Annotated in this window: 13 protein-coding genes and 1 pseudogene; 9 read left to right on the forward strand and 5 right to left on the reverse strand. The window is 64.2% G+C overall.

What is annotated here, in order from left to right; all coding sequences use genetic code 11:
• Positions 1-40 precede the first annotated feature (40 nt).
• Positions 41-1,645: a hydantoinase B/oxoprolinase family protein gene (locus AVE30378_RS15075; RefSeq protein WP_129241686.1), complete on the reverse strand. Its 1,605-nt coding sequence runs from the start codon at positions 1,643-1,645 to the stop codon at positions 41-43.
• The gene (locus AVE30378_RS15080; RefSeq protein WP_129241687.1) at positions 1,642-3,732 is read right to left on the reverse strand and encodes a hydantoinase/oxoprolinase family protein; all 2,091 of its coding nucleotides are present in this window, start codon (positions 3,730-3,732) and stop codon (positions 1,642-1,644) included. The genes AVE30378_RS15075 and AVE30378_RS15080 overlap by 4 nt, the downstream gene beginning before the upstream one ends.
• A 249-nt stretch (positions 3,733-3,981) precedes the next feature.
• Between AVE30378_RS15080 and AVE30378_RS15085 the strand changes: the two genes are divergently transcribed.
• The 3 genes from AVE30378_RS15085 to AVE30378_RS15095 all read left to right on the forward strand — a co-directional run bounded on the left by AVE30378_RS15085 (position 3,982) and on the right by AVE30378_RS15095 (position 7,043).
• Entirely contained in the window at positions 3,982-5,157 is a 1,176-nt protein-coding gene (locus AVE30378_RS15085) for a pyridoxal phosphate-dependent aminotransferase (RefSeq protein ID WP_129241688.1), read from the forward strand.
• Between the two features lie 19 nt (positions 5,158-5,176).
• Positions 5,177-5,983 (forward strand): DNA-binding transcriptional regulator, encoded by an 807-nt coding sequence (locus AVE30378_RS15090; RefSeq protein ID WP_129241689.1) that lies wholly within the window; start codon positions 5,177-5,179, stop codon positions 5,981-5,983.
• 88 nt (positions 5,984-6,071) lie between these two features.
• Positions 6,072-7,043, forward strand: a complete 972-nt coding sequence (locus tag AVE30378_RS15095) for a Bug family tripartite tricarboxylate transporter substrate binding protein (protein ID WP_165360194.1) — start codon at positions 6,072-6,074, stop codon at positions 7,041-7,043.
• Between the two features lie 308 nt (positions 7,044-7,351).
• On the opposite strand, the gene AVE30378_RS15105 is transcribed toward AVE30378_RS15095, so the two are convergent.
• The 3 genes and pseudogenes from AVE30378_RS15105 to AVE30378_RS15115 all read right to left on the reverse strand — a co-directional run.
• Entirely contained in the window at positions 7,352-9,739 is a 2,388-nt protein-coding gene (locus AVE30378_RS15105) for a TonB-dependent siderophore receptor (RefSeq protein ID WP_244235060.1), read from the reverse strand.
• Between the two features lie 105 nt (positions 9,740-9,844).
• Entirely contained in the window at positions 9,845-10,999 is a 1,155-nt protein-coding gene (locus tag AVE30378_RS15110; RefSeq protein ID WP_129241692.1) for a FecR family protein, read from the reverse strand.
• Positions 10,996-11,526 (reverse strand): annotated as a pseudogene (locus AVE30378_RS15115) (RNA polymerase sigma factor); the annotation flags it as partial. The pseudogene AVE30378_RS15115 and the gene AVE30378_RS15110, both read right to left, overlap by 4 nt.
• A 283-nt stretch (positions 11,527-11,809) precedes the next feature.
• On the opposite strand from AVE30378_RS15115, the gene AVE30378_RS15120 reads away from it, so the two are divergent.
• The 6 genes from AVE30378_RS15120 (at position 11,810) to AVE30378_RS15145 (ending at position 19,612) form a co-directional block, all read left to right on the forward strand.
• Positions 11,810-12,322, forward strand: coding sequence for a sigma-70 family RNA polymerase sigma factor (locus AVE30378_RS15120; RefSeq protein WP_244235061.1), 513 nt, complete (start codon positions 11,810-11,812; stop codon positions 12,320-12,322).
• Entirely contained in the window at positions 12,301-13,299 is a 999-nt protein-coding gene (locus AVE30378_RS15125; protein WP_165360195.1) for a FecR domain-containing protein, read from the forward strand. Before AVE30378_RS15120 ends, AVE30378_RS15125 begins: the two co-directional genes overlap by 22 nt.
• A 121-nt stretch (positions 13,300-13,420) precedes the next feature.
• Positions 13,421-15,904 (forward strand): TonB-dependent siderophore receptor, encoded by a 2,484-nt coding sequence (locus AVE30378_RS15130; RefSeq protein ID WP_129241695.1) that lies wholly within the window; start codon positions 13,421-13,423, stop codon positions 15,902-15,904.
• 52 nt (positions 15,905-15,956) lie between these two features.
• Positions 15,957-17,579 (forward strand): PepSY-associated TM helix domain-containing protein, encoded by a 1,623-nt coding sequence (locus tag AVE30378_RS15135; RefSeq protein WP_129241696.1) that lies wholly within the window; start codon positions 15,957-15,959, stop codon positions 17,577-17,579.
• Positions 17,576-17,875: an iron transporter gene (locus tag AVE30378_RS15140; protein WP_129241697.1), complete on the forward strand. Its 300-nt coding sequence runs from the start codon at positions 17,576-17,578 to the stop codon at positions 17,873-17,875. The genes AVE30378_RS15135 and AVE30378_RS15140 overlap by 4 nt, the downstream gene beginning before the upstream one ends.
• A gap of 357 nt (positions 17,876-18,232) precedes the next feature.
• A complete protein-coding gene (locus tag AVE30378_RS15145; RefSeq protein WP_129241698.1) occupies positions 18,233-19,612 on the forward strand; it encodes a tyrosine-type recombinase/integrase in 1,380 nt (459 codons plus the stop codon).
• Positions 19,613-19,766: the final 154 nt, after the last annotated feature.

Here is a 19,766-nt window from a genome sequence, read left to right on the forward strand (position 1 = left end):
ACCGCGTCGGCGCGGGCCGACGCGGTTCCAGGCGGCCTGATCAGGCCAGATATCCTATCACTTCATCCTTGCGCCGGTGTTCCGGATCCCGTTTTTCGGGGTCTCCAAATCCCCCTCCGCCCGGCGTCGCGAGATAGACCACGTCGCCCGGCGCAACGCGGTGTTGCCGTTTCTGCTCCGCGGGGGTGAGCGCGCGTCCGTTGATATGCAGCACGCCGGTACTGCCGTGCTGGCCGCCGCAGACGCCGGGCGCCGGCGTTTGGGTGCGTTCGGCATGGAAGCCGATGACGACGGGACGCTCGCCGGCGTGCCGCAGTTGGACCTCCTGGCCCAAGCCACCCCGGTATTCGCCGTCGCCGCCGGATCCGCCGCGCAGGCGTTTGAATTCGTAGCGCAGCGGCGACTGCTGCTCGGTCATCTCGATGGGCACGTTCGACACGTTGCTCGGCCAGCTCAGGCATGCATAGCCGTCCCGATTGTGCAGAGCGCCGACGCCGCCGTTGAAGAAAATCTTGTTCACGAAGGTGCGTCCGCCGTCGTCCTGGCCGGTGACCTGCATGCTCCACAGCGGAGAGCCGGCCCCCGACATGATGAGGTGCGGCGCCGCGGTCTCGAATGCGCCGAAAATCAGGAACGGCAGGAAGTGGCCCACCAGCGTGCGGCTCTGTCCCGATTGCGGATAGGTATGGTTGAGGATCGAGCCTTCAGGCGCCGTGACTTCGATGGGCAGCAGCGCCCCTTCATTGTTGGGCAGGTCCGGCGACAACAGGCATTTCAGCGCGTACGCCGTTTGCGAGGCGGTGTAGCAGAGGGCGACGTTGATGCCGCGGTCGACCTGATTGGAAGAGCCCGCATAGTCGACCTTGATGCGCTCGCCGTCGACGTCGATCGCGACCTTCAGCGTCAGCGGTTCGTTCAGGCCATCGGCCTGGAGCGAATACTCGTACTGCCCGTCAGGGAACTTCGCGATCGCATCGCGCATCGCCCGTTCCGTGCGGCCGATGATCTCGTCGGCCAGTTCGTCGAGCGTCTCGAACCGGTTCTCTCGCGCCAACTCGACCGAGCGCTGTTCGAGCAGTTGCAGAGCGGCGATCTGGGCCCAGAGGTCTCCGATTACCTGGTCCGGGACCCGCGTGTTCTTGCGGATCATGGCGATGAGGGTTTCGTTGGCGACGCCCGCATCCATCAGTTTCATCATCGGGACTTGCAGGCCTTCCTCGAAGATGTCGCGGACGTCGGCGGAGCCGGTCTTGCCGCCCATGTCGGGGGCGTGCGCGGTGGTGGCCACCATGCCGATGAAGCGCCCCTCGGCGAACATGGGTTTTGCCAGGGAGAGGTCGGGCAGGTGGCCCGTCCCCATCCAGGGGTCGTTGGTGATGAGGATGTCGCCAGCCTTCAAGGTCTCGACCGGAAAGTGCGCCAGGAAATGCTTGACAGTCCTGGGAAGCGTGCCGATGAAGGAGGGGATGCTCTCCGAGGCCTGGGCAATCGACCTGCCTTTCGTGTCGGTGACGATGCACGCGAAGTCATAGGATTCGCGGACGATGGTTGAAAAAGAAGAGCGCAACAGGGCCGCGCCGGCTTCGTCCGCGGCGGATACCAAGCGCTGCCACAGAATCTCGAGGGTGATGGGATCGAATTTCATGCACGGTCTCCGGTATTCAGTTCCACGGCGATGATGCCGTTCTCAAGTAGTTCAAAGCTGCCATGGCTGCCGACGATCAGGGTGGACACGGACTCTTCCACGATGGCGGGGCCCGCGACCGTCGCGCCGGCAACCAGATTGGCGCGCTGATGCACGGGCATGTCGACCGTTTTGGCCAGGTCGGGGCAATACGCCTTCCGGCGTACCGGCACCCTGGATTCGGTCGCGGCCTCGTCCCGCTGTTTTCCGAGCTTGGTGTCGGCCGCGCCCGATACGTCGATTCTCACGTTCACGATCTCGACGTCATTGACGGGGGGAGTGATCGCGAAAACGCGCTTGTACTCGTCCGCGAACAGTTCCCGGACCCGGTCGGGGGTCGAGTCGCCGTAGGGGCCCGCGGGCAGCTCGGTAACCAATTCGAAGCCTTGGCCGACGAATCGCAGATCCGCGTACCGACGGGTGACGAGCGCCGTGCTCGATGCGCCGCTTTCCTTGAGGGTCTGCACGGCCGATGCTTCCAGCTCCTGGTAGGCGTGCTCGAGCGCGTCGATCTTGATCTGGCTGAGACGGTTCGAGAATGTCGTCACGCGGGTGACCTTGGGCGGCGCGATCAGCAGGCCCAAGGCGGAAGCCACGCCCGCCGACGGCGGGCACAGCATGCGGCGAAGGCGCAGCTTCTTGGCAACGCTGTAGCCGTGCAGCGGGCCTCCGCCCCCCGTGACGAGCAACGAATACTCGCGGGCATCCCCCCCGCGCTCGGCGATATGGACGCGGGCGGCGGCGGCCATGTTCTCGTTCACGACGTCGGTGACGCCGGGGACGCACGACGCCGTATCCATGTCGAGTGTCTTGGCAACGGTGTCGAGGGCCTGTTTGGCGGCGGCTTCGCTGATCTTCATCGTGCCGCCGGCAAACGTGTCCGGATTCAGGTAGCCCAGGCACAAGTTCGCGTCGGTCACCGTCGGATGCTCGCCGCCTTTCTGATAGCACGCCGGGCCAGGCTGCGAACCGGCACTGCGCGGGCCGACTTTGAGCAGACCCAGATGATCCACGTGGGCAATGCTGCCGCCGCCCGCGCCGATTTCGATCAGTTCGATCGTGGAAATCTTGATGGGCAGACCGCTGCCCGTGCGGAATCTCTTCTGGCGGGCGGCTTCGAATGTGTAGGCCACCAGCGGCTCGCCGTCCTCGATCACGCTGAGCTTCGCGGTGGTGCCGCCCATGTCGAACGCCAGGATTTTCGTTTCGGAGACATCCCGGCCGAATTGCGCGGCAACCAAGGCGCCGGCGGCGGGCCCGGATTCGAGCAACTGGACCGGCAGGCGCTTCGCTTCTTTGGTATGCACGAGTCCGCCATTCGACTGCATGAGGAAAAGCGGGGCCGTGATGCCCTCTTGGCGAAGACTGTCCTCCAGGGACGAGATGTAGCGATCGGCCAGCGGTTTGACGTAGGCGTTGGCGACCGTGGTGGAGAACCGCTCGTATTCCCGGATTTCGGCGACGACGGCGGCGGAACTCGAGATGGCGATGCCGGGCAGTTGCGCTTGGAGCATCTGGACCGCGGCGGTTTCATGCTCCGGGTTGCGATAGGAGTGCAGGAACGCGACAGCGATGGATTCCACGCCGAGCGTCTTCAGCTTTTGCCCGGCCGCCAGGAGTTGGTCGCGGTCCAGGGGACGGGATATGGATCCGTCGGGCTCCGTGCGCTCGGCGACTTCCAGCCGGAGTTCCCGCGGCACGAGGGGTTCTATGAGCTCGAGGAAATTGTCGTACAGGTCATAGCGGCGCTCGCGGCCGATTTCCAGCACGTCGCGAAAACCTTCGGTCGTGATCATGCCCGTGACGGCGCCGCGCCGCTCGATGAGGGCATTCGTGAACAACGTGGTGGCGTGGACTACTCGCACGACTTGCTGCGGCTGCACGGCGCACCGCTTGAGCAGAATCCGGACGCCTCGCAGGACGCCCAGTTCCGGCTGGTCTGGCGTCGTCAGCTCTTTATGGCTGAAGTGGTCGCCGGACTGCACGTCCAACAAGACGATATCGGTGAAGGTGCCGCCGATGTCGACCCCTAGCGAATAGTGACCCATGGTCTTCTCCAAAAAAACGAACAAATGTTCAATTCAAAATTTCTCTTGGCGATTCTAGGCGAAGAATATCGGTTTTTTCCAGCTATAAAGAGTGATTATCCAACCTGGATTCGGTCCAAGTTTTGACTATTTTTTTATATTTATCAATAACTTGAATCAGTAACTTGAAATCGGAAAGTACAAAAATCGCCCATTTGTTCGTTTTTATGATAATTTTGCGTAAACCAACTCTAGGAACGATGAAAGACCATGGTTCACACCATTCAATCCCATCTGCTTGCGGGGGTGCCCGCGTCGCAAAGCATTGCTGCCGCACAACGGGCCCGCGATTTGAAGGCCGCCGGTCGCGACATCGTTGCCGTGACGGTAGGCGAGCCCGATTTCGCCACGCCGCCGGAAGTGATCGAAGCGGCGTTTTCCGCGGCGCGCGAGGGGCAGACAAAGTACACGCCCGTGTCTGGAACGACAGGGCTACGCCAGGCGATCGCGCGGAAGTTCCAGCAGGAAAACGCCCTCGCCTATGATCCGAGCACGGAGATCCTGGTAGGAACCGGCGCCAAGCAGGTGATTTACGACGCGCTGATCGCGACGCTGAATCCAGGCGACGAAGTCATCATCGTCGCCCCGTATTGGGTGTCTTACCCGAGCATCGCCCGGATGGCCGGCGCCACCCCGGTTTTCATCGAAGCCAGCCCGGAGCATGGTCTCGTGCCCACGGCGGCGCAGCTTGAAGCGGCGATCACGCCTCGGACGCGATGGCTCATGTTGAACTACCCCAACAACCCCAGCGGAGCGATCGCGAGCCGGGAGCAATACGCCGCGCTTGCAAAAGTGCTGGAGCGTTACCCGGACATTCTGGTGATGTCCGACGAAATTTATGAGCACATCCGGTTCGATGGCTCGGCGTTCATTTCCTTCGGAGCGATCACGCCCGAGATGCGCGAGCGCACGCTCGTGGTGAACGGCGTATCCAAGGCATTCGGCATGACCGGCTGGAGAATCGGGTATGCGGGAGGGCCGCGCGCGCTCATCGCGGCCATGACCAAGTTGCAGTCCCATGTGACCGGAGGGGCCAGCGCGGTCAGTCAGGCCGCGGCGCAGGCTGCCTTGCAGATGGATCCGGCGCTCCTGGCGCAGCGGGCCGCCACCTATGAGCAGCGCCGCGACCTGGTCTGCGGCCTGCTGGCGGCGTCGCCGGCGCTCGATGTGGTCCGGCCCAGCGGTGCATTCTATGTATTTGTCCGGGTCCGCGACACCGAAGTGCTGGGCGGGCGGCCTGTGGATGACTTCCTGCTGGATCATGGGGTCGCGGTGATTGCTGGCGAAGCATTCGGGTCGCCGGGCTGGTTCCGCATTTCTATCGCGACGCACGACGCCGACCTGCAGGCGGCGTGCACGCGTATTTTGTCCGCGTTCTCACGTTGAGCCGGGGGAGGGACCAGCCATGGCATCCGTTCAGCCTGTCAATGCCGCCATTCGGGTCATCGAGCTGCTACAGGCGATGAACCGCCAGCCGGTCTGCTCCATCCATTGGCTCTACCAGGCAACCGGAATGCCAAAACCGACCATCGTGCGCCTGATGCAGACGCTGGCATCGCGCAACATCGTCCGCCACGCTCCGCAATATGGCGCGTACATGCTGGCTTCGGAGGTCGCTTCGCTTTGCTCGGGCTATCACGGAACGCCCCGCCTGGTCGACGCCGGGGCGGCCCCCCTGGATGCGTTCACCGAGGAACATCGATGGCCAGCCGCTCTGGCGGTATTCGATCATGACGCAATGGTGGTGCGTTACAGCACCATCCCCCACTCCCCTTTGTCGCTGCATCAGTCCACGATAAACATGCGCTTGAGCCTGGCGAGCCGCGCGCTCGGCCGCGTCTATCTTGCGGCCTGCAGTCCGCAAGATCGCGCGACGATCCTGAAAATCCTGGAGGGGTCCACCGACCCGGAGGATGCGCCCGCCAAAGACGGGGCGACATTCACCACGGAGCTCGATCAGATCGCCGCCCTGGGTTATTCCCTCAGGGCGCCAGGCATTCGCCCGGTCTCCTCGACGCTCGCGGTGCCGGTCTATGACGGCGGCAGGGTTGCCGCCGCAATCGGCATGACATGGATCTCGTCGGCCTTGCAGGCGCAAGACGCCGTTCGGCGATACCTCGAACCCCTGCGGGACGTTTCGCGCGAGATCTCGGACAATCTCGGCAAGCGCGGCTCGGCGGCCATCGAAATTTCGGACAGCGGAAAGTCGTGACGGCGATGTAGGCGCGGCTCACCCTATCAGCTAGATTCTGAGCCACGCCATGCGATGTGCAGGCATAAACGTATATCAAGGGGAAAACATGTTCCGGAAAGTATTCGCGGCCCTGGCATTGGGGCTGTCCTGTTCTTCGATGACCATGGCCACTGCCGCGGCTGGCACCTGGCCAGAACGCCCCGTCACATTGATCGTGCCTTGGGCTGCTGGCGGCAGCACGGACACCTTAGCGCGGATTCTGAGTCAGGATCTCGGCAGGCGGCTGCACACCACGGTCGTCGTCGAAAATCGGCCGGGAGCCGGCGGGACGATCGGATCCTCTTACGTCGCGCGGTCTGCGGGGGATGGGTACACCTTCCTTCTGGGCGTATCCGGCGATCAGGTCAATGCCGAGTTTTTATACCCCAAGCTTCAGTACAGCCCGGAAAAGGATCTGGCTCCGGTGGGCCTGATCGCCGGCGAGGCGCTCGTCTTTGCCGCGCGCAAGGACTTCCCCGCGGACGATGTGCAGCAATTCATCGATTCCGCGAAGAAGGGCACGGTCTCTTTTGGCACTTCCGGTGTGGGGTCGACGGGCCACCTCGCCGGAGAACTTCTGAATCGAAAGATAAGTGGAAGCCTGCAGGCCGTTCCCTATAAAGGAGGGGCTCCCGCCGTGACCGACACGATGGCAGGCCACCTGGACGTCGTCATCGTCAGTCCGATTGCCGTGGTGCAGCAGATCAAAACGGGTCAACTAAAAGGCATTGCAACGACGTCTTCAGCGCGGCTTCCCGTGCTCTCTTCGGTGCCGACTTTCAAGGAATCGGGGATCGACCTTGAGGTGCACACCTGGTACATGCTGATGGCGCCCGCGAAGACGCCTGCCGACGTGATCGCCCAGATGAACACGGCGCTGAACGAGGCCTTGGCCGACAAGGAAGTCGAATCGAAGATTGCCGAACTGGGTGCCGCGGCCAAGGGTTCCAGCCCTGCGGAATTGGCCGAATTGCTTGCACAGGAACGCAAGCGGTGGGGTGGCCTGATCAACGAAGCAGGCTTGAAAGGCCAGAATTGACACCACAAGTCTGGCGGAGTTGCGAAGGGGGAGCGGCGAGCTTTTCGCCCAGGCCCGGCACCCACAAGGCTCCGACGACCGTAATCGCGCCGATGGCATCACGATTCCCGTCTGCGGAAAGTGCTTACGCCTACAGTGCCCGCCCCCCTCTCGCGCCCCTGTCTCCTGCAGTGCGCTCGAACGGGTTTGTATTCGTGTCAGGCACCCCCCCGCGCAGGCCAAGGCCATGAGCCGCAGCCCGCGCGCCATCGCGGACTACGACGCCAGCTTCAATCCCATCCGGCAGGCCCGATGCTTGATGCCGCCGCTTACCAGCGATAGGAGACCGAGCCGATGATGCGACGCGGTTCGCCATAGAAGCAGGCAGACTGGCACACCGCGACATAACGCTTGTCCGTCAGATTGCTGGCATTGAGTGCGAAGCGCCAGGGGCCGGTGCTATAGCTCACCATCGCGTCATACAGGGTGTAGGCCGGCACCTTTCCTGTGCCATAAAGGAAGTGCGTAGTGTCGACGAAGCGCAGTCCCGCGCCCACCTTCAGCCCCGCCAGGCCGAAGTCGCCAAAGCGGTAATCCGTCCACAGCGAAAACTGGTGATAAGGCACCTGCCCGACGCGCTTGCCTTCTTCTTCAGGGGCCAGCGGGCTGGCCTTGGTCGTTCTGGCATCGGTATAGGCATAGGCGGCAATCACATTGGTGTTGCGCCCGATCCGGCCGCGCGCCTCCAGTTCGAAGCCGCGCGAACGCACTTCGCCGACCTGGATGTTGTAGCTGGGGTCCACCGGGTCACTGACGGAGACGTTCTTGCGTTTGAGCTGGTAGACCGCGGCCGACAACATGAAGTCCGATCCCGGCGGCTGGTAGCGCAGGCCGGCTTCATATTGTTCGCCAGTCACCGGCTTGAAGCGGCCGCCCGTGCGGTCAGTTCCGCTCTCCGGCTCAAACGATTCGCTATAGCTCAGGAACGGCGCCAGGCCGTTGTCAAACAGATAGACCAGACCACCCCGTCCGGTAAACGCTCGACTTTTCTCGTCGTCGACCGGCTGGCTGACGCCGACGTTGTCGTGGCTGTTGTAGACCACCTCATCGTAGCGACCGCCCAACAACACCACGAGTCTGTCGGCGATTTTCAGTTGGTCCTGGGCATAGAAACCCAGCCGGCGATTACGGTCCGTGCTCTTGCCCTGAGTGCGATAGACGTCGCCAACCGGGAAGGAATAGTCGGGATCGAAATAATCGAGAGGCTGGGCGCGCCGCTGGTCACGCGCCGTCTGATGCTTCATGCGTGTGTAGTCCACACCAACGATGGCAGTGTGTTTGAACATGCCCTCACCCAGCTTGAACTGCAAAGAGGTGTCCGCCACCACGGCTTGCGAATCATCGCTGCGGTCCAAGGCGTAGCGCGTCGTGGAGGTCCGCTCGTCGCTCCCCAGGTTATAGGTCAGCGTCTCCGGGAAGGTGCTGCGAAAATCGTAGTAGCGCACGTTATTGCGCAGGGTCACCGTATCGTTGAAGGCATGCTCGAATAGCCAGCCCGCGGTGTAGCGTTCGGCCTCATAGCTGTCATAACCCGGGGTGCCGGTGTAGCGGCTGAGCGGAATCCGGCCGTACCGCGTGCTATAGACCGTGCCTTTGGCGGGCAGGCCCAGGTTTTCGGCGGTTTCGTCTTTTTGATAATCAGCCAGCAGCGTCAAAGACGTCCGTGCGCTGGGCCGCCAACTCAGTCCACCGGCCAGAAAGCGGCGATCGTCATCGATATAGTCCGTCGCCGTCTTGCTGTCGCGGGCGAGAAAAGTGGCGCGATACGACCAGACGCCATCGTCGGTCAGGGCACCGCCAAAGTCGCCGGACATCTGCTTGCGATCAAACGACCCGTATTCCAGGTTCAATTCACGCAGTGTTTCGGTGGTGGGGCGTTTGGTCACCGTGTTGACGATGCCACCGGGTCCGCTGGCGCCATAGAGCACCGAGGACGCGCCTTTGAGCAATTCCACACGCTCCAGGCCATAGGGTTCTTGCTGGCCGTTGTAGACGTTGACCGAGTATTTGCTGCCATCGCGATACATGCTGCCGGTATAGGCGCTGACCTCAAAGCCGCGTACCAGCAACTCATCACTCAAGCGAGTCTGTCCGGACTTGCGCCCCACACCTGCCACATAGCCCAGCGCTTCGTTCAGATCCTGCGCTTTGATGACTTCGATTTCCTGCGCGCCGACAATGGAAATGGACTGCGGCGTTTCGATCAGCGGCGTGTCGGTTTTGGTGGCCGTGGCGCTGACGGTGGCGACATAGCCGTCCAGCGGCCCGGTGGCCGTCTGCAAAACGCCCGACACCGTGACCGGCGCCAGCGTTTGCGCATCGGGGGAGGAAGGTTTGACCACGATGGCGCCCCCTTCCGGAACGGCATGCAGACCGCTGCCTATGAGCAGCCGATCGGCGGCTTGGCGCGGCGTCAGGCTGCCAGAAACAGCCGGCGCGTTTTTTCCGGCGACCAAGGCCGGCGCAAACAGCAGTTGCAGACCCGCCTGGCGCGCCAGCTCATTCAGGGCCTGGCCCAGCGGCTGCGCAGCGATCGAAAAGCTGATGCTGCGATTCGCATAGGCATCACCAGCCTGGGCCGCAGTCAGCGCCGGTGTGCCAAGGGCAAGCGCGAAGGTCAGCGTCAAGGGCGCCAGCTTGGGGTAGGAATGCCGCATGAAATGCAATCTCCGAACAGTAGCAACAAGAATCATTACTAGTGGAGTCGCATCAGCAGCCCAAACCCACACCCTGTTTCTGAAAAAAATTCGTGGCGCCGCGGATCAGCGATTGCCGACGATTTCGATGCCGTCCGGACTTCTCCGCAAGCGCACCGGCAACAGATGGGGCAAAGCCTGTGCAAAGGTCTGCGCCGCGTGCAGATCGAAGGTGCCGCCCATGCGCAAGGCGCCCACGGCGGGATCGCGCAGCGTCAGGCCGGTCGGTCCGTAGCGCTCGAATTCAGCCAATGCCTGCGACAGCGGGGTGTCGTTGAAACTGACCCTCCCCTGGCGCCAGACGGCTACGCTTTGGGCTCCCACCTGGACCACGGCATCGAGCCGGCCCTGTGCATCGGCGCTGACGCTGTCGCCAGCTCCCAGGAAGACCGACGCATCCGCAAGGCCTTGCCGCTGCGACCCGACCCGTACCCGCCCCGACTCGACCGCGACCACGGTGCGGCCGGCATCCAGCCCGGTTTCGGTATGACGAACGGAGAAACGTGTGCCAACCACCGTTACCCGCAGCGCGCCCGCCATCACATGAAAAGGCCGGGCCGCATCCGGCTCGACCGTAAGCATGACCTGTCCCTGCCGCACGCTGACTTCGCGCCGCCCTTGATACAGCGCCACCCGGATCGAGGTGTCTGCATCCAAAGCCAAGGTGCTGCCATCATCAAGCCGCACCTCGCGCAGCTCGCCGCGCGCCGTGGAGTAGCGCCGCGTATGGATCGGCCGCCCTGCCTGCGCATCCCACGCCAGCCAATGACCACCGACGACCGCAGCGGCCACGCCAGCCGCCGCCGCTGCCGGCACAAAGCGCGCCACATTCAACATCCAGGCTCGCCGCCCCGGCATGGAAGGCGGCACACCTGCGATTGCTGCCAGAGGTTGATCTGGCAAAACGGGCTCAGTGCGAGAGGTTCTGGACGGCAAACCGTCCCGCAAGCGCGCTTGGGCCGTGTCAGGCAGCGCGCGCACGGCGTCCAGGCCCGGCGCCAGATCGGCGTAGGCCTGTACGTGAGCGCTATCGGCCGCCAACCACTGTTCAAAACGATGTTGATCGTCGGCGCTCAGACCGGCTTCCTGGCGCGTGAGCCACAGGGCCGCTTCGAACGCGGCCGGATCCTCGTTGCGCAAAAACTCCTCGAGTTCGCGTTCGTCAGCATCTTGTTGTGATGGCTGATCAGCGTTCATGTCGGCCGGCTTGTGCAGCGTCATGACTGTCCTCCGACCAGAGCCTGCCCCTGCAACTGACGTTCGCAGGCGCGACAGGCCAGCCTGCCGCGGGCAATGTGCTTTTCTATCATGCTTACCGAGGTGCCCATGCGCGCTGCAATCTGCGCATAGGGCAGATCGTCGAAAACATGAAGGATAAACGCTTCGCGGCAACGCGGCGGCAAGGCTTCTATGGTGGCCAGATAGGCCGCTACGGCCTGGGCCGACGCCGCGGCGGACTCCGGCGCGTCGGCGGCCGGGGCCGTGGGCAGATCCGCCTCGTCGAGCAAGTCCAGGCTTTCATTGCCGCGCACCTGCGCACGGCGATACTGATCCACCATCACATTGCGCGCGGTTTGGAACAGCAACGCGCGGGGTTCGGCCACGGCCTGGCTTTGCTCGACTGCCAGAAAACGTGCATAGCTTTCCTGCACGACATCGGCGGCCGCATCGCGGTCTCGCAGGGCGCGCAGGCAGAAGTTCAGCAGTTCTCGGTAATAGCGGGCGACCAAGGCAGTCCGGGCATGGAAAGCCCGGCAATGAAATGCAAATAAGAATTATTACTTAAACAGAAGGGCAATGCAAAATGCGGTGGTCCGACGCCCTCCTCTCTCCACCGATTCAGACACCAGGATGAAGCGACCAGGCCTGGCGCGCCGTGAGGCGCAGGTCGTTAGGGCCGCAACCCTCGCGGCGAGGCCGTTCGTGGGACGACGGCGCAGGTTTGCGCGAGCCGTCCTCTTAAGTAATAATAAGATCCATTATCACTTAGACCTGTATGCGTCCTGTCGCGGACGCCGCAATCCGTCCGCCGTGCCGCAAGATCACGCCATCGCCACGCTCTATCGCGAGCATCATTCCTGGCTCCAGACCTTTCTGCGCCGCCGGCTCGGCAATGGCGCGGATGCCGCCGACCTGGCGCAGGACACCTTCGAGCGCATCCTTGCCGCGCCCGACCACATCGCACAGAAGCAGGCGGCCTGGCAGCTCGACGAGCCGCGCGCCTACCTGACGGTGATCGCCAGGCGCCTGGTGAGCAACCTGTTCCGGCGCCGCTCGCTCGAGCAGGCCTACCTCGATGCGCTCGCGCTCATGCCGCAGCCGCAGGCGCCATCGGAAGAACAGCGGTACATCATTCTCGAATCCCTGCAGCAGATCGACGCGATGCTGGCCGGACTGCCGGCGCGCACCCGCGCCGCCTTCCTGATGGCGCAGCTCGAGGGGCTGGCCTACGCCGAGATCGCGACAAGGCTCGCCGTGAGCGAGCGCACCATCAAACGTTATGTGGCCGAAGGGCTGGCGCGATGCATCTATCTGATGGCGTGAGCGGCGCCGCCGTGAGCGAGGCCGTGGCCCTGCAGGCCGCGCGCTGGTTCCTGTTGATGCGCTCGGGCGAGGCGTCGGCGGCGGACCAGGCACGTCTGCAGCGCTGGCGCGGCGCCGACGCCGCGCACGAGATCGCCTGGCAGCGCGCGCAGCGCCTGCAGGAACAGTTTGGTGACCTGCCGCCGGCCCTGGCGGTGCCGGTGCTCGGGCGCGGCAACTCGGTCGACCGGCGCGCGGTGCTCAAGGCCGTGGCGGCCTTGCTCATCGCGCCCTCGGCGGGCTGGCTGGCCTGGCGCACGGCGCCAGTGGGCGAGTGGCTGGCGGAGCATCGCAGCGGCACGGGCGAAACGCGCCTGGTGCGGCTGGACGACGGTACGCGGGTCTGGCTCGATACGGCCAGCGCGTTCGACGTGGCCTATGGTCCGGCCGAGCGGCTGCTGTACCTGCGTGCCGGGCGTATCCTGATCGAAACCGCGCCCGACGCGGTGCCGGAGGGCATGCCCGGTCACCGGCCCTTCGTGGTGGCCTGTGCGCACGGCCGGCTGCGTGCGCTGGGCACGCGCTTCGACGTGCGCGACACCGACACGGATCGCAGCCGGCTGGGCGTGATCCAGGGCGCCGTGGAGGTCCGGCCCGCGCAGGCGCCCGAGCTGTCCTTGGTGGTGCTGGCCGGGCAGCAGGCGGCGTTCTCGTCGCGGCGCATCGATGGCCCCCGCCCGCTCGAGGGTCAGGCGGACGCCTGGGCCCAGGGCGTGCTGCGTGCGCGCGACATGCGCCTGGACGCTTTTCTCGCCGAGCTCGGGCGTTACCGGCCCGGCGTGATCCGCTGCGGCGCCGAAGTGGCGTCGCTGCGCATTTCGGGCGCATTCCAACTGAGCGACACCGGCGCGGTGCTGGACAGCCTGCCGCGCGCCTTGCCCGTGACGGTGCGCTACCGCACCCGCTATTGGGTGAGCGTGGCGGGGCGGGACGCCTGAGCGCCGCGGCCGGCGGCCGCTGTTACAACTTTGTTTGCCGAAACGTGTCCCTTTCCGGGATCTGGCGTGTGAAGGCTAGCAGGAACCCTCACAACACGACACCGGAAAGAGATCACGCATCATGGCTCATCGTCGACTCCCGCGCCGCACCGCCGGCCTTCATCCCCGCGGCCGCCTAGCCCATGCCGTTCAAGGCGCGCTGATCGCGCTTGCATGCTCGAGCGGCGCGTTGCACGCCACGGCCAGCGCGCAGACGACTGCGGCGCAGGCCGATGGCCGCCAGGCCTACCGCATCGCCGCCGGTCCGCTGGACGATGCGCTGGCCAACTTCGCGTCGGCCGCCGGCGTCAGCGTGACGGTACCGCCGCAACTCGTGCGGGGCAGGTCGTCGGCCGACGTCGACGGCCGCTACACGGTGGAAGAAGGGTTCGCCCGGGTGCTCGCGGGCTCGGGCCTGTATGTGGAGGCGGTGCCGGGCGGCGCCTACGTGGTGCATCGCCTGCCCGACGCGCAGGGCGGCGGCGTGTCGACCCTGCCCGCGGTGACCGTGACCGCGCGCGGGCTCAGCACAGAGGGCTCGCATTCGTATGCGGCGCCGGGCGCCAGCATCATGAAGTCGGCCGAATCGTTGCGCGACATTCCGCAATCGGTGACCGTGGTCACGCGCCAGCGCATGGACGACTTCAACCTGAATTCGCTCGAAGACGTGCTGTCGCAGACCACCGGTCTGAGCCTGGAGACGCTGGGCGCGGGCAACAAGTTGTTCGTCGCGCGCGGTTTCGAGATCCGCAACATGCAGGTCGATGGCGTGTCCAAGGGTTTCTGGGGCGGCACCTCGGCGATGGGCATCCAGCCCGACATGGCCATGTACGATCGCGTAGAGGTGCTGCGCGGCGCGGCCGGCCTGCTGCTCGGCAACGGCACGCCGGGCGGCACCGTGAACTTCGTGCGCAAGCGCCCGCTGGCCGAAACCTATGTGGGCGTGGAAGCCCAGGCCGGCTCCTGGGACCACTACCGCACCATGCTCGATGCCACCGGCCCGCTCAATGCCGACGGCAGCCTGCGCGCCCGCGCGGTGGCGAGCTACGAAGACCGGGGCTACTACACCAGCAAGACCGAGACGCGGCAGCCGTTTTTCTATGGCGTGCTCGAATACGACATCACGCCGCAGACGCAACTGACCCTGGGGGGACGCTATCAGCACTTCCGCAAGGACGGCGCCTACTGGTATGGCGGCCTGCCGAGTTCTACCGATGGCTCCGATCTGAAGCTCAAGCGCAGTACCTCGTTCGGCCCTTCGTGGGCCTACTACAAGGCCGAGACCCAGGAGTACTTTGCCGAGGCGCGCCACGACTTCAACGATCGCTGGACGTTCAAGGTGGCGGGCACCTACCAGAAGACGCAGCGCTCCGACAGCACGCTCTGGGTACGCGGCAACGCCGATCCGCAGACGCTGACCGGCGCCTATCTGATTGCGAGCGCAACGCCCCGTGAACAGTTGGAGACCAAGGCCATCGATGCCAACGTCACCGGCAAGTTCGATATGTTCGGCCGCAAGCACACCGTGGTGCTGGGCGCGAATCGCCTGGAAGAACTGGGCAAGAGCGCGAACGTCTATGATTTCGCCAACCGGATTCCGCTCGATTTGAGCAATCCGCACCAGGTCGGCGTGGCCGAGAAAGACCTGGAGCCCAACCTCTCCGACGAACGCACCGTGAGCCAGGGCGTGTACGGCACGTTGCGGCTGCAAGTGGCAGACCCGGTGAAGCTGGTGCTGGGCGGGCGCCTGAGCTGGTACGACTACAAAGACAAGCTCGCGCCGGGCTCGGCCTTCAAGCAGACCCGTGAATTCACGCCCTATGCCGGCGTGCTGGTGGACGTGACGCGGGAGTGGACGGCCTATGCCAGCTATGCCGACATCTTCGAGCCGCAGAGCAACAACAAGACCGTTTCGGGTTCGCCGCTGCAACCGGCCATCGGTTCGAACTACGAGCTCGGCATCAAGGGCGAGCTGCTCGATGGCCGCCTGAACACCTCGCTGGCGGTGTTCTATATCCGCCAGAACGATCGCGCCATGGTCGATCCCGACAACGCCACCGGCTGCCCGGGTTCGGCGTCGGGCGGCCCGTGCTACGTCAATGGCGGCAAGGTCGAGAGCAAGGGAATCGAGACCGAGGTCAATGGCGAGATCGTGCCGGGCCTGCAAGCGTGGCTGGGCTACACCTACAACAACCAGGTGTATCTGAAAGACCGCGACAGTACCGGGCAGGCGACCAGCAACGAAGGCCAAGCATTCAGCTCGATCACGCCGCGCCATATCTTCCGCGCGGGCGCGAGCTACCGTCTGCCGGGCGACTTCAACAAGTTCACCGTCGGCGCCGGCGTCACCGCGCAGAGCAAGACCGGCTACTACAGCGGCGACATCTGGCGCCAGCAGACCGGCTACGCCATCTGGAACGCCTTCGCGCGCTACCAGATCGACCCGCGCTGGTCGCTCAGCCTGAACGTCGACAACCTGTTCGACCGCGTCTACTACACCTCGCCCGGACAGAACGTCTACGGCGAGCCCCGCAGCGCCATGCTGACCCTGCGCGGCCAGTTCTGATGCGGGCCGCGGCGCGCCTGGAGCGCCGCCGCGGCGCCCCGGAGGCACGTTCATGAAAAATGGATTCCGCCAGGTGGCGGCGTGGCTGCACACCTGGAGCGGGCTGACGGTGGGCTGGGTGCTGTTCTTCGTGTTCGTCACGGGCACGGCCGGTTATTTCCAGCACGAGATCACGCGCTGGATGCAGCCGGAGCTGCCTTATGCCGCGCCGCTGCCCACGGGCGAGGCCGCCGCCGTGGCCGACCGCGCGTCCGCGCATCTGCTCGCGCATGCGCCGCAGGCCACGCGCTGGACCATCTCGATGCCGCAATACTCGCCGGTGTCGCGCGCCTGGGAAGGCTTGTCGGTGCGCTGGGACGACACGCCCGGACCGGGCATGCGGCGCGCGCCCGGCGGCCGGGCCCGGCTCGACGCCGCCTCGGGCGCCGAGCTGCCGCCGGCCGCGGCGCCGCGCGCCACCGGTGGCGGGGCGGCGCTCTACCGGTTGCATTACGAGCTGTACTACCTGCCCAAGATCTGGGGCATCCGGCTGGTGGGTGCCTGTTCGATGCTGATGCTGCTGGCCATCGTGACCGGCATCATCACGCACAAGAAGATCTTTCGCGATTTCTTCACGTTCCGCCCGGGCAAGGGGCAACGCTCGTGGCTCGACGCGCACAATGCCGTGAGCGTCATGGCGTTGCCTTTCTTCCTGATGATCACCTATAGCGGGCTGGTGTTCTTCATGTATGAGTACATGCCGTTGGGCGCCAAGGCGGTCTTTGGCGGCGACGCGGGCGAGGACGCCTACTACGCCGAGCTGTGGGGGCCGCCCAGGCCGCCTCGCGAGGCGCTCGCGCTATCGGCCTTGCCGCTGGGTCCGATGGTGCAACGCGCGGAGGCGGCTTGGGGCGCCGGGCAGGTCGGCGCGATCACCGTGGAGCGGCCGGCGGGCGGCGGCGCCGAGGTCACGCTGGCGCGCGTGCAGGGCGGCGGCATTTTGTTCTGGGGCGTGGACAAGTTGCGCTTCGATGCGCACGGCGGGGCGCCGCTGGCGCCCGAGCCCGTCTATGGCGGCGCGCCGGGCCAGACCCAGAAGGCGCTGATCAATCTGCACGAGGGGCTGTTCGCGGGGCCGGTCGGGCGCTGGCTCTATTTCGCGTCCGGCCTGCTGGGCTGCGCCATGATCGGCACGGGCTTGGTGATGTGGACCGTCAAACGGCGCCGCCACCACCTCGGCAGCGGTCGCGAATCCGCCGAACGGTTCGGGCTGAGGCTCGTGGAAGGTTTGAACGTGGCGACGCTGGCCGGGCTGCCGCTGGCGCTCGCCGCCTACTTCTGGGCCAACCGGCTGCTGCCGATGGACCTGGCTGCGCGCGCCGGCTGGGAAATGCACACCCTGTTCGCGGTCTGGCTGGGCAGCGCGTTCTATGGGCTGGCCCGTCCGACAGGGCGCGCCTGGGTCGAGCTGCTGTGGGCGTGCGCAGCCGCCTACGCGCTGGTGCCCGTCCTGAATGCGCTGACCACCGAACAGCATCTCTGGAACACGCTGGCGCGCGGAGACTGGGCCCGCGCCGGATTCGACCTGACCATGGCGAGTCTGGCCGCCATGTTCGCCATCCTCGCACACCGGGTGAGTCACAAATTGCGCGCACAACCGGCCGCGCCATCTCGAAGACAAAGGAGCGCGCCTTGAGCGACAAAGACATTTCCCCGGCCGCGCTGCGCTGGGCCGTGGCCTCGCGCCTGCTGGCTGCCGTGTTCGGCGGCTATGCCTTCACCAGTCTCCTGACGGTGCTGCTGGCACTGATCCTGCCGATGCCGCGCGCACAGGCGGTGCTGACCGCCACCATGCTGAGCTTCGCCGTGTATGTGGGCGTGGTGCTGTGGGTGTTCAACATCCGCGGCAATGCGCGGGTCTGGATCCGCCTGGCCCAGGCGGTGGCGGGCGCATCGTTGCTATGCCTGGCCCTGCTGGCGCGGGCAGGTTAAAGGATGTCCTACTCCCTCATCCCCGTACTAAGCAAATTCTCCGCGACCCACCCTTGATCGCCTTCACCTATGTTGTCCCATATGCCAGGCAAAGAAAAAGGGTTAGCTCACCAGAAGTAAGCTAACCCTTTGATTTTCTTGGTCGGGGCGGCGGGATTCGAACTCGCTACCCTCTGCTCCCAAAACTAATAATTTATGGACTTTGTTGGATCATCTTGGAGCATAAAAAATCAACCACAACCACGTATCTATGCGGCTTACAGGGCTATTTATGTTCCAGAGCATGCCAAACTAGGCCACCAATAGCCGGGTGATCTGGTGGGGCAAAAGTGGGGCAAAAAATGGTATCGTGGCGGCATGAGCAAGATCACCGTTAAAGAACTCGAAGCCCTCGCCCCAGGCGACGATGGCCGCACCTTGCGCGAAGACGGCGGACTAACTGGCCGCGTCCGCTCCGGTGTCTTGGGCATTACTGTCCTGTTCCGGTACGAATTCAAACTGAACGGAGTCAAGCGCGATCATCGCCTTGGCTCCTGGCCCAAGAAATCCTTAGCCGAGATTCGAGCAGAACGAGATCGCGTCCGCGTGACCGTGAGCCAGGGCATCAACCCCACTGCTGCAAAAAAAGCAGCCCGCATCGAAAAGCAGAAAGCCATCGACGCGACCCTTGCCGAGGCCGAGCAACAGCGAGTCAAGAGTCTCACTGTGCAGGACCTGTTTGACGTCTGGATCGTGGACGGCATCAATCGCAAGGACGGAAACAAGGAGATGGCCAGAATGTTCAATCGGGACATTCTGCCAACCGTAGGGAGGACGCCTCTACAAGATCTCAGCGAATCCTCCTTGCGCGCACTGCTACGGAAGGTCATCGGCGCCGGCACCGTGAGCAAGGCCGCTCACATGTTGCTGGGAATCAAACAGATGCTGGCCTGGGCTGAAAAGCGCCGCCCGTGGCGCAGTTTGCTTATTGAGGGCAACCCTGCCGATCTGATTTCCGAAGACTCAATCATTCCGCCGGACTACGAGGAAGAGCGCACTCGCGTGCTCTCGCCGGCGGAGATACGAGAGTTGCGCGACATCTTCGTGCGCATGACCGACACGTACGAGGCGGCCGCAGCGGGGACCAAGTACCAACACGAACGCCCACTCAAGAAGGAGAGCCAGCTCGCAATCTGGATCAGCCTAGGGACGCTATGCCGCATAGGTGAATTGCTCATGTCCAAGTGGGAACATGTGGATCTGAAGGCCGGGACGTGGTTCATTCCTAAGGAGAACGTTAAAGGGCGACGCAGCAAGAAACAGGACCATCATGTCCGACTGTCACCTTTCACGCTGCGACAGTTCGAGGTCTTGCATGCGTTGACCGGCAATACGATTTGGTGCTTTCCTGCCCGCAACCTGGACGAGACTCACGTGTGTGTATCAAGCGTGTCCAAGCAGATTGGCGACCGCCAGGAAATGTTCATGGACCGCAAAAAGCTCCAGCGCCGCAAGCACAACAACTCCCTGGTGCTGGCCGGCGGCACAACCGGCAATTGGACACCACACGACTTGCGCCGCACTGGGGCAACCATGATGCAACAGTTGGGAATCTCGCTGGACATCATTGATCGATGCCAGAACCATGTGATGGCAGGCTCGAAAGTACGACGCCATTACCTGCATCACGACTATGCGGAAGAAAAGGCCGCGGCTTGGAAAAAGTTGGGAGGAAGATTGGACGAAATTCTAGCCTAGCCGGACGAAACCTCTTGCCAGTATGCGCCTACTGATGCGGAACACGCATAGAGCGCATTTCCTAATTAGGCACCCAAAGCACCTCCTCTCTCCCCCTTCGCCTGAAGAGTCGTCCTAGATACTCCGGTCATTTACAATTTGGCACTTCACGCCC

The sequence above is a fragment of the Achromobacter veterisilvae genome (assembly GCF_900496975.1).
Lineage (GTDB): Bacteria > Pseudomonadota > Gammaproteobacteria > Burkholderiales > Burkholderiaceae_B > Achromobacter > Achromobacter veterisilvae.

Coding starts and splice junctions, on each gene's coding strand:
- AVE30378_RS15145 (WP_129241698.1), top strand. CDS start 18,233: ATGAGCAAGATCACCGTTAAAGAACTCGAAGCCCTCGCCCCAGGCGAC.
- AVE30378_RS15080 (WP_129241687.1), bottom strand. CDS start 3,732: ATGGGTCACTATTCGCTAGGGGTCGACATCGGCGGCACCTTCACCGAT.
- AVE30378_RS15105 (WP_244235060.1), bottom strand. CDS start 9,739: ATGCGGCATTCCTACCCCAAGCTGGCGCCCTTGACGCTGACCTTCGCG.
- AVE30378_RS15090 (WP_129241689.1), top strand. CDS start 5,177: ATGGCATCCGTTCAGCCTGTCAATGCCGCCATTCGGGTCATCGAGCTG.
- AVE30378_RS15125 (WP_165360195.1), top strand. CDS start 12,301: ATGCATCTATCTGATGGCGTGAGCGGCGCCGCCGTGAGCGAGGCCGTG.
- AVE30378_RS15110 (WP_129241692.1), bottom strand. CDS start 10,999: ATGACGCTGCACAAGCCGGCCGACATGAACGCTGATCAGCCATCACAA.
- AVE30378_RS15095 (WP_165360194.1), top strand. CDS start 6,072: ATGTTCCGGAAAGTATTCGCGGCCCTGGCATTGGGGCTGTCCTGTTCT.
- AVE30378_RS15075 (WP_129241686.1), bottom strand. CDS start 1,645: ATGAAATTCGATCCCATCACCCTCGAGATTCTGTGGCAGCGCTTGGTA.
- AVE30378_RS15085 (WP_129241688.1), top strand. CDS start 3,982: ATGGTTCACACCATTCAATCCCATCTGCTTGCGGGGGTGCCCGCGTCG.
- AVE30378_RS15130 (WP_129241695.1), top strand. CDS start 13,421: ATGGCTCATCGTCGACTCCCGCGCCGCACCGCCGGCCTTCATCCCCGC.
- AVE30378_RS15135 (WP_129241696.1), top strand. CDS start 15,957: ATGAAAAATGGATTCCGCCAGGTGGCGGCGTGGCTGCACACCTGGAGC.